The sequence below is a fragment of the Neisseria sp. HMSC065C04 genome, assembly GCF_001815375.1.
Taxonomy (GTDB): domain Bacteria; phylum Pseudomonadota; class Gammaproteobacteria; order Burkholderiales; family Neisseriaceae; genus Neisseria; species Neisseria flavescens_D.
On record NZ_KV820379.1, the window covers coordinates 1 to 10,768 of the forward strand.

Annotated in this window: 6 protein-coding genes and 1 other RNA gene; 3 read left to right on the plus strand and 4 right to left on the minus strand. The window is 53.4% G+C overall.

Annotation, left to right across the window (positions count from 1 at the left end):
• Window positions 1–230: 230 nt before the first annotated feature.
• Window positions 231–1,112 (minus strand): carboxylating nicotinate-nucleotide diphosphorylase, encoded by an 882-nt coding sequence (nadC, locus tag HMPREF3022_RS00050; RefSeq protein ID WP_049333462.1) that lies wholly within the window; start codon window positions 1,110–1,112, stop codon window positions 231–233.
• A gap of 74 nt (window positions 1,113–1,186) precedes the next feature.
• Window positions 1,187–2,125 (minus strand): NUDIX hydrolase, encoded by a 939-nt coding sequence (locus HMPREF3022_RS00055; RefSeq protein ID WP_049333464.1) that lies wholly within the window; start codon window positions 2,123–2,125, stop codon window positions 1,187–1,189.
• A 156-nt stretch (window positions 2,126–2,281) separates the two neighbouring features.
• On the opposite strand from HMPREF3022_RS00055, the gene nadA reads away from it, so the two are divergent.
• On the plus strand, window positions 2,282–3,394 hold the full coding sequence (nadA, locus tag HMPREF3022_RS00060) for a quinolinate synthase NadA (protein WP_070764922.1): 1,113 nt from the start codon (window positions 2,282–2,284) through the stop codon (window positions 3,392–3,394).
• 51 nt (window positions 3,395–3,445) lie between these two features.
• Window positions 3,446–4,954 (plus strand): L-aspartate oxidase, encoded by a 1,509-nt coding sequence (nadB, locus tag HMPREF3022_RS00065; RefSeq protein ID WP_049333468.1) that lies wholly within the window; start codon window positions 3,446–3,448, stop codon window positions 4,952–4,954.
• Between the two features lie 188 nt (window positions 4,955–5,142).
• On the opposite strand, the gene HMPREF3022_RS00070 is transcribed toward nadB, so the two are convergent.
• Window positions 5,143–8,976 (minus strand): DUF3683 domain-containing protein, encoded by a 3,834-nt coding sequence (locus HMPREF3022_RS00070; protein ID WP_070764923.1) that lies wholly within the window; start codon window positions 8,974–8,976, stop codon window positions 5,143–5,145.
• A 260-nt stretch (window positions 8,977–9,236) separates the two neighbouring features.
• Between HMPREF3022_RS00070 and ffs the strand changes: the two genes are divergently transcribed.
• An RNA gene (gene ffs / locus HMPREF3022_RS00075) (signal recognition particle sRNA small type) lies at window positions 9,237–9,333 on the plus strand.
• Between the two features lie 117 nt (window positions 9,334–9,450).
• Here the strand turns inward: ffs and HMPREF3022_RS00080 are convergent.
• Window positions 9,451–10,668, minus strand: a complete 1,218-nt coding sequence (locus HMPREF3022_RS00080) for a uracil-xanthine permease family protein (RefSeq protein ID WP_003679234.1) — start codon at window positions 10,666–10,668, stop codon at window positions 9,451–9,453.
• Between the last annotated feature and the right edge of the window lie 100 nt (window positions 10,669–10,768).

Consider the following 10,768-nt stretch of genomic DNA (forward strand, 5'->3'; position numbering starts at 1 on the left):
AAATCCTCTTTCCTTTTGGGAAAGAGGATTTTTTATTTCCTGCAAGTAATTATCCATTTTGCTTGGTAATAAAGGAATTCTTGCAAAATCCTTCACATCCCCAAATTTCTTGATGGGAATTTAGGGAATTTTTGTAAAGATCTCAACCTGAATAATTGGGATATGTATCAAGAAATATAATTTACTTGATAGTGTAGTACCCTGTCTTTTGCTTTATAGCCAACTCAAACTTAAGCCACGAAATCCAATCCTATGTCCAACGAGCGGCTGCTATGGGTCAGATAGCCGAGGGCGATGCCGTCCACGCCGGTTTGCGCCACGCGTTTCAGGCGGTCGAAGCCGATGCCGCCCGATGCTTCGCAATAGACGGTGTGTGGGTGGGCGGTTTGTGTGTGGCAGCGGTTTGCCGCTTCTTTTAAGGTTTCGTCGTCCATATTGTCCAGCAAAATCCGTTCCACGCCCGCCGCGATGGCTTCGTCCAGTTGTGCCAACGTGTCCACTTCGATTTCTACGCAAGTCAACGGTCCGACCGCCTGCTTCGCTTGCCGAACGGCTTGGGCGATGCTGCCGCAATAGGCGAGGTGGTTGTCTTTGATGAGTACGGCGTCGTCCAAGCCCATGCGGTGGTTTACGCCGCCGCCTGCCCTGACGGCGTATTTTTGCAGGACGCGTAACAGGGGGATGGTTTTGCGGCTGCACACGATGTCTGTACCGTATTCGGCGACTTCGGCAACGGCACGCGCGGTGGCGGTGGCGATGCCGCTTAAGTGCGTGAGGTAGTTGAGCGCGGTGCGTTCGGCGGCGAGCAGCGCACGGGCGTTGCCTTCGACGGCGGCAAGCGTCTGACCTGCGCGGACGGCTTGTCCGTCTTGGATTTTGATTTGGAAACGGACGGACTGATTCATCGTCTGAAAGGCAAGACGCGCCAAATCCATGCCTGCTATTACGCCGTCTTCACGACTGATCAGGAAAAGTTTGGCAGTTTTATCGGGCGCTATAACGGCTGCGGACGTAATATCACCTCGCCTGCCCAGATCTTCGCTCAAGGCTTGTTCTACCATGGGGCGCAACAGGGTATCGGGTAGAGGTAGAAGACTATTCTCAGACGACATGAAGGTTCCTTTGTTGAAAAATATTGATATTGCCCGATGGGGCAAAATTTAATTTGAGGCCGTCTGAAAATCTGTTAGTGGCTACCCAGCGGCAGCCCGATATCAGAAATCAGCTGATCGGGTAGAACGTCATCTCGGAAGCGGTAAAGCTGCGCAGGACGGCCTTTACTGCCTAATACGCCGGTATCCGACGGCTCAATGAGGTTTTGCTGCTGAATCTGGCGGCGGAAGTTTTGCTTGTGCAGCAATCTGCCGCTGATGGCTTCGACGCTGTTTTGCAGTTGCAGCAGTGTAAATTCGGGCGGCATCAGTTCAAAAATCACGGGACGGTATTTGATTTTGGCGCGTAGGCGGGATAAAGCTGTCGCCAACACGCGGCGGTGGTCGTGGCGCATGGGCTGCCCCGTGAGCGCAAAGTCGAAGTTTACCTGCGGCTCGGCGGCTTCCGCTATCAGGCCGCTTTCATACAACATTTCATAGCGTTGCAAAACGTATTCTTCCGACCAGTTTTCCGGTTCGACCCCCCAGCATAAGTGAATGCGCTTGAGCCGCTTTTGGCGCACTTCCTCCGTGTCCGCCGAGTTTGCCCAAATGCGCAGGCGGCTGACGATGGCGTCGCGCTGCCCGTCGTCGGTGCGCAAATCTTCCCATGGGAAATAGCCGTAGCAGTCCTGCCATTTTGCGTCGGGGTGCAGGATGCTGTCGGCTGCCTCGCGCACCAGCCCCAGATAGCTGACGTACAAGACAGGCATGCCTTGCTCGTTTTGGCGGCGCGTATCGACAAAGGTATAAAGCTGTTCTACATAGCCCATAGGCTGCGATGTCTGCTTGGCGACCCACATCCTGACTCCTGCTTGCAGAGAGTGGCGAAGCGGTGCAAGCAGGCCATTGGGTAATAGCTCTCCTTTGGCAACTGTCAAAACCCTCAAGCTGCCGTTTGTAATGGCGATCAGTACAGGAACCAGCTCGACGATACTTTGCGTATTGGCTGCTGTTTCAGGATAGGCATCCATGCGTGGCTTTCATTCAAGAGAAAACCTTATTGTAAACCAAAGCAGTTTTCAGACGATCTTGCTTATTATACTCAAGTTGAGCATAATATAAAAATATTTCAAAATATAAACGGCAAATCTTTATGCCGTCTGAAAAACCAGCCATAAGGAAGTCTCATGCAACCCGCCGCCCGCCGCTCGTTCGATTACGATATGCCCCTCATCCAAACGCCGACTTCCGCCTGCCAAATCCGTCAGGCGTGGGCGAAGGTTGCCGACACGCCCGACCGCGAGACGGCAGGCCGTCTGAAAGACGAAATCAAGGCTTTGCTGAAGGAGAAAAACGCGGTCTTGGTGGCGCATTATTATGTTGATCCGCTGATTCAGGATTTGGCTTTGGAAACAGGCGGATGCGTGGGCGATTCGTTGGAGATGGCGCGCTTCGGTGCGGAACATGAAGCCGATACGCTGGTGGTGGCGGGCGTACGCTTCATGGGCGAGAGCGCGAAAATCCTCTGCCCTAAAAAAACAGTGCTGATGCCTGATTTGGAAGCGGAATGTTCTTTGGATTTGGGTTGTCCTGAAGAGGCGTTTTCAGCGTTTTGCGACCAACATCCCGACCGTACGGTGGTGGTGTACGCCAACACTTCCGCCGCCGTGAAAGCGCGTGCCGACTGGGTGGTAACGTCTTCGGTGGCGTTGGAAATCGTGTCGTATCTGAAATCGCGCGGCGAGAAACTGATTTGGGGACCCGACCGCCATCTCGGCGACTACATCCGCCGCGAAACGGGCGCGGATATGCTGTTGTGGCAGGGTTCGTGCATCGTCCATAACGAATTCAAAGGGCAGGAATTGGCGGCGTTGAAGGCGGAACATCCCGATGCGGTGGTGCTGGTTCATCCTGAATCGCCACAAAGTGTCATCGAACTGGGCGATGTGGTCGGCTCGACCAGCAAACTGCTCAAAGCCGCCGTATCTCGTCCCGAAAAAAAATTCATCGTGGCGACCGACTTGGGCATCCTGCACGAAATGCAAAAGCAGGCGCCCGACAAAGAATTCATCGCCGCGCCGACGGCGGGCAACGGCGGAAGCTGCAAAAGCTGCGCGTTCTGCCCGTGGATGGCGATGAATTCGCTGGGCGGCATCAAACACGCCCTGACGAGCGGGCACAACGAAATCCTGTTGGACAGAAAGCTGGGAGAAGCCGCCAAACTGCCTTTGCAGCGTATGCTCGACTTCGCGGCAGGGCTGAAGAAAAAAGATGTGTTCAACGGCATGGGCCCCGCCTGATTTGCCGTCCATATTGCCGTTTCAGACGACCTCTCCAACAAGGACAACACCATGCAAACCGATTGCGACGTATTGATTGCCGGAAACGGGCTGGCAGCACTGACGCTCGCCCTGTCGCTGCCTGAGTCGTTCCGCATCGTCATTTTGTGCAAAAACCGGCTGGACGACACCGCAAGCCGTCATGCGCAAGGCGGGATTGCGGCGGCGTGGTCGGGAGAGGACGACATCGAAAAACACGTTACCGATACTTTGGAAGCGGGCGCGGGTTTGTGCGACGAAGCCGCCGTCCGCACCATCTTATCGCAGGGTAAACCGGCAATCGAATGGCTGCTGGCGCAGGGCGTGGCGTTCGACCAAAATAATAACGGCCTGCACCTGACGCGCGAAGGTGGGCATACCTGCCGCCGAATCGCCCACGTTGCCGATTACACGGGTGAAGCCGTCATGCAGAGTCTGATTGGCCAAATACGCCGCCGTCCGAACATCCGCGTTTGCGAGCGGCAGATGGCGTTGGACATCCAAATCGAATCAGGCGTGGCGTGCGGACTGACCGTCCTCGACTGCCGAACGCAAGAAACCTACCGCATCCGCGCCCGCCATACCGTACTCGCGGGCGGCGGCTTGGGACAGATTTACGCCGCCACCACCACGCCGCCCGAATGCACGGGCGACGCCATCGCCATGGCGATACGCGCAGGCTGCGCAGTCGAAAACCTCGAATTTATCCAATTCCACCCCACAGGTTTGGCAAGGCCGTCTGAAAACGGCCGCACCTTCCTGATTTCCGAAGCCGTGCGCGGCGAAGGCGGCATCCTGACCAACCAATCGGGCGAACGGTTTATGCCGCATTACGACCGCCGCGCCGAACTTGCGCCGCGCGACATCGTTGCCCGCGCTATCGCCGCCGAAATCGCCAAGCAAACGCAAGACTTCGTCTCGCTCGACATCAGCCGCCAACCCGCAGAGTTCGTCCGTCAGCATTTCCCGTCCATCCATCGGCACTGCCTGTCCCAATGCGGCTTGGACATCACGCACCAAGCCATCCCCGTCCGCCCCGTGCAACACTACACCTGCGGCGGCATCCAAACCGACCCCAGCGGCAGAACCTCCCTGCCACAGCTCTACGCCTTAGGCGAAACCGCCTGCACCGGCTTGCACGGAGCCAACCGCCTTGCCAGCAACTCCCTGCTCGAATGCGTCGTTACCGCCAGACTTGCCGCCCAAACCATCGCGGACGGGCAAGCATTCCAAACCGCACCGCCCCAAAGGTCGTCTGAAAACCCCACCGCCGAAGCAGGCATCTTTTCAGACGACCTCCAAAACACATTCAGCCGTCCCGTCCTGCAAGCCTTCAACCAACGCCATCTCGGCATCCTCCGCAACGATACCGGCCTGCGCCGCGCTATCGCCCAACTGCGGCATTGGAAGCAAAACCAAGCCGAACCGCACACCGCGTCCGAATATGAAAACCGCAACCTGCTCGAATGCAGCCTCGCCGTCGCACAAGCCGCATACGCCAGGCGGCAAAACATCGGCGCGCATTTTAATAGGGATTGTTAAGGATAATAGCTAATAAAACAAAATTATTTAGTAAATTAAATCCTTACTTTAGAGAATTAAGGTTTGTGCATTATAAAAAAGATTGAAATAAAGCAGGAAAAACGGGAAAACTAGGGTGCAGGGATTGATAGTAGTTATGATTAAACATAACTGGATTCTTTGTACAACTATAAGTTGTTACTTAAGTTTTAAAGTAATACTTTTTCTACACCGCCGTTATTGGCTTTTTTCACAAACTCATCCAGCCAGTTTTCGCCGAGGATGTGTTTCGCCATTTCGATGACAATGTAGTCGGCAGGCATATTGTTGTCGTCGGCGTAGCGGCTCAGACCTTGCAGGCAGGCTGGGCAGGAGGTGAGCATTTTGACGGGTTCGCCCTGCGGCAGCTCTTTGAGGTTTTTCTCAATTTCCTCTTGTTTGCGGAACTTGACCTGAGTGGCAATATCTGGTCGTTTGACGGCAAACATACCGGACTCGCCGCAGCAGCGGTCGCTTAAGACGACTTTCTGTCCCATCAAGCTGCTGGCCATTTGGGTGGCATTCATGGTTTTGATCGGGGTATGGCAAGGGTCGTGGTAGAGGTATTGCTGGCCTTTTACGCCGTTTAGTTGCACCCCTTTTTCAAGCAGATATTCGTGGATATCGATGATACGGCAGCCTGGGAAGATTTCCTCAAAACGGTATTTTTCCAGTTGGTCATAGCAGGTACCGCAACTGACGACGACGGTTTTAATGTCGAGGTAGTTGAGGGTGTTTGCCATACGGTGGAAAGCCACGCGGTTGTTGGTGCTCATTTCTTCGGCTTTGGCCTTATTGCCGCCTGCGTCTTGCGGATAGCCGCAACACATATAGCCCGGCGGCAGGACGGTTTGTACGCCGACATGCCAGAGCATGGCTTGAACGGCAAGTCCGATTTGGCTGAACAGACGCTCAGAGCCACAACCTGGGAAGTAGAACACGGCTTCGGCATCTTCCGGAGAAGCCGGGTTGCGGATGATAGGAATACTCTTGTCGTCTTCTATACCCAGCATGGAGCGCGGAGTTTTGGCAGGCACGCTTTTTGGTAAAGGACGGTTGATGAAGTGGATAACCTGTTCTTTGATTGAGGCGGTACCGACGGTGGCTTTCGGTTCGGCTTTTTGCTTTTTAGTGCCGATCGGAAGAAGCTTGCCGATTTTGTAGGCAAAGTTCTGAGCTGGGAAGCCGGTCTGTATCATGGCGGCGCGAAGGGCTTTGATGGTTTTTGGGCCTGTGGCGTTCAAAAATGCCATGCCCATTGAAGCCGCAGGCGCAAAGCGTTTGTGGCCGGAATCGGCAAGGTAGTTGCGGACGGCTACGGTAACGTCGCCGAAGTCGATGTTGACAGGGCAAGGTTTAACGCAGCGGTGGCACACGGTGCAGTGGTCGCCGATGTCCATCAGTTCTTCAAAATGTTTGACGGAAACGCCGCGACGGGTTTGTTCTTCATATAAGAAGGCTTCGGTCAACAGCCCCACACCGAGGATTTTGTTGCGCGGGCTGTACAGCAGGTTGGCGCGCGGAACGTGGGTGGAGCAGACGGGTTTGCATTTGCCGCAGCGCAGGCAGTCTTTGACGGAATCGGCGATGGTGCCGAGGTCTGATTTTTCCATAATCAGAGATTCCGCCCCCAAAAGCTCGAAAGACGGCGTATAGGCATTGCGCAGGTCCGAGCCTTTCATCAGTTTATGACGGTTGAAGGTGTGTTTGGGATCGACTTGGTTTTTGTAGTTCCAAAACGGTTGCAAATCTTCATCGGTCAAAAATTCGAGCTTGGTAATGCCTATGCCGTGTTCGCCGGAAATCACGCCGCCGAGCGAGCGGGCGATTTTCATGATGCGTTCCACAGAACGATAGGCCGTCTGAAGCATTTCGGCATCGTCTGAGTTAACCGGAATATTGGTATGAACGTTACCGTCGCCGGCGTGCATATGCAGGGCGACGAAGACACGGCTGCGTACGGTTTTGGCGTGGATTTTACCCAAACCTTGGATAATTTTGGTATCAGTTTTGCCGCTGAAGATTTCAGAAAGCGGCTTCATTACGTCCGCTTTGACAGACACGCGCAGGCGGAAATCGCGGAAGGCAATAAAGCAGCTTTCATTGTCTTTGGCTTCGGGCGCAGCGTGGACGGCTGCGCCATAGCGAGCCTTATAGTCGGCAAGCGGCGTGTCCAAATTGTCAAGCAGCCATTCCCAACGCGCTTTGACAGCGGAAACGTGGGCTAGAGCGTGTTTGCCGCGTTCGCCCAACAGTTCGGCTGTTGGCAGGTCTGTTCCCATTTTGTCGATGGGGAGTTTGCCGGACAGATATTGCTCCAAGGCGGCACAGAGTTTGAGTTTGTTTTGGATGGAAAGCTCAATGTTGATGCGTTCAATGCCGTCTGAATACTCGCCGAGCCTTTCAAGCGGGATTACCACGTCTTCATTGATTTTAAAGGCGTTGGTGTGTTTGGCGATGGCGGCGGTGCGGCTGCGGTCAAGCCAGAAGGTTTTGCGCGCTTCTGGAGATATGGCGATAAAGCCTTCGCCGTCACGGGCGCGGGCGAGTTCGCAGATGTGTTCTGCGGCTGCCTGTACGGCGGCTTCGTCGTCGGAAACCACGTCTGCCAGCAAGACCATTTTAGGTCGGCCTTTGCCTGCTGCTTTGGTGGCATAACCGACGGCACGGACGTAACGCCAGTCTAAATGTTCCAAACCCGCCAGCCGCACGCTGTCGTGGGCGAGCAGGAAGTCGCGGATTTCAACGATAGAAGGCGTGGCGGTGGCAACCGTGCCGAAAAACTCCATACACACGGTGCGCGTGTATTTCGGCATTTTGTGCAATACGAAGGCGACGCTGGTGATGATGCCGTCTGTGCCTTCTTTCTGCACGCCGGGCAGACCGCTCAAGAATTTGTCGGTAACGTCTTTGCCCAAACCGACTTTGCGGAATTTGTGGCCGGGGATTTCCAAGCGTTTGGTATTGACGATATTGCGGCCGTCTGAATCCAACGTATGTACGTCAAACAAGGCGATTTCTTCATCGTGGATTTTGCCGAAATTGTGGCGCACGCGTTCGATACGCAACCATTCGCCTTGAGGATTGACCATGTTCCAGTAGGCGAGGTTGTCCAAGGCAGTACCCCACAGCACGGCTTTTTTACCGCCTGCGTTCATCGCCACATTACCGCCCACGCAAGACGCATCGGCGGAAGTCGGATCGACGGCGAACACCAAACCTGCCTGATGCGCGGTTTCTTCTACTCGGCGCGTTACCACGCCTGCGCCGCAATGGATAATCGGATGTCTGCCGTCCAAGCCTGCCAGCTCAACGTATTCGACGCCGCGATGTTTGTCGAGTTTTTCGGTATTGATGACTGCGCTGTTTGCGTCCAAAGGTACTGCGCCACCGGTATAACCCGTACCGCCGCCACGCGGGATAATAACCAAGTCCAATTCGATTAAGGCGCGCACCAAAGGTGCAATTTCTGCCTCGGTATCAGGGTTGACGACGACAAATGGATACTCCACGCGCCAGTCGGTCGCATCGGTAACGTGCGTTACGCGAGCCAATCCGTCAAACATAATATTGTGCGGCTTGGTAATTTTGCTTAAGCGATCCAAAATTTGATGGCGTTTTTGGCTGGTTTCATCAAAACTGCTATCAAAACGCTCGACTGCCTTTTCTGCTGCGGCAACCAAGACATCCACTTGCCGATTATCGTCGCGGCGTTTGCGGATTTCATTTAAGCGGTGGCGCATTTCGCGTACCAACGCGACGCGGCGTTTCGGATGCTCCAGCAAGTCATCGACCAGATACGGATTGCGCACGACCACCCAAATATCGCCCAATACTTCAAACAGCATTCGTGCCGAACGTCCTGTTTTGCGTTGACCGCGCAGGTCTTGCAGGATTTGCCATGCTTCGTTGCCCAACAGTCGGATGACGATTTCGCGGTCGGTATAAGAAGTATAGTTATAGGGAATTTCTCGAATACGCTGAGGGGCAGTAGTCGTGGTCATGGTCGTGTTCCGTTGATGGATGTAATGTTTTTATATTAAAGGCCGTCTGAAAAATGCAATTTCTTCTTGATGCCGTAAAGTGTTAATGTAGTGTAATTTTCGATATTTTTCAATGGAAAAGACAATAAACATTTCAATGGGAATGATTTGCAACTAGGAGATATTGTTTACAATCTTGTCGTGTAAATGGTTTTCAGACGGCCTGAGAGATTTTATCGCTTGAGTTTTTCTGTAAAACCGCTATAATGCGTTTCTTCTATGGCGGGTCTCCCCGCATGGTAATTCGGAACACCGGGTCAGGGGCGGAAGCCAGCAGCCCACTCTGATGAGCCAGTGCCGGGGGTTCGGCTCGCCACCTTATTCAAAAATGCCGGAGATGATAAAGTCTCTGGCATTTTTCATTGTATAAAGCGTAATAAAAAGGCCGTCTGAAATCTCATTTTCAGACGGCCTTTGAGTTTATGAGCCAGCTATTTATGCTTCTTCTGATTTGGTATTGGGCAAAACGCAGTTCAGGATAATGGCCAATACGGCGCATAAACCTACACCGGCGAAGCTCAAAGTGCCTACTTTGATAATCATGCCTCCGATACCGGTCGTCAATACGGAGCTGACGATAACCAGATTTTTCGGCTGCATCAAATCGACTTTTGCATCAATCAATGTTTTGATGCCCAAAGAGGCGATTGTACCGAACAGCAGCAACATAATGCCGCCCATAACCGGCATGGGAATCGAAGCCAAAAACGCGTTGAACTTACCGAAAAACGCCATGAAAATCGCAAAAATTGCTGCCCAAGTCATGATGACGGGGTTGCTGTTTTTGGTAATCATCACCGCTCCGGTTACTTCACCGTAAGTGGTCACAGGAGGGCCGCCAATCAAACCGGCCACGCATACGCCCAAGCCGTCGCCGGCGAGGGTTTTGTCCAAGCCCGGGTCTTTAGTGTAGTTTTTGCCGGTTACATTACCGATGGCCATAATGCCGCCGATGTGTTCGATGGCAGGGGCAATGGCAACGGGCAACATAAACAAGGCAGCCTGCCAATTGACTTGAGGCGTTTCAAAATGAGGGACGGCAAACCAAGGAGCGTTGATGATGGCGCTGGTATCGACCAAGCCCATGATCAAAGCCAACACATAGCCGGAAGCCACGCCGATCAGAATCGGAATCAGCTTCATCATCTTGCTGCCGAAGACAGAAACAATGACGGTTACCGCAAAGGTAAAGCCGGAGAGAATCAGCGAGTCGATATAGTCGATGACCTGTTTTCCATCCGCCTGACCCATAGCCATGCTGCTGGCTGCAGCGGCTACGGACAAGCCGATTACCATAATTACCGGACCGATAACCACGGGCGGCAACAGCTTGTGTACCGCATCCAGACCGCGCCATCTGATCAGAGCGGCAAAAACAAAGTACATGAAACCTGCCGCAAACAGACCGAACATGGTAGAAGGCAGGCCCCATTCGCCGATGGAGTAGATAATCGGTGCAATAAAGGCAAAAGAAGAGCCGAGGAAAATCGGCACTTTACGTTTGGTAACCAATTGGAACAACAAAGTGCCCAAGCCTGCGCCCAATAATGCCAAAGCCGGGTTCAGTCCCGTCAGAAGCGGCACAAGCACCATTGCACCGAATGCGACAAACAAAATCTGCGCACCGGCTACCGCCGTTTTAAGCTGGTTCATAAAAGCTCCGAAGAAAATTCAAACGGCGCAGATTATACTGATTTATCCTAGTCGTGAACATTTATTTACAAAAGATGGTATATAGCATTGTCAAATATGA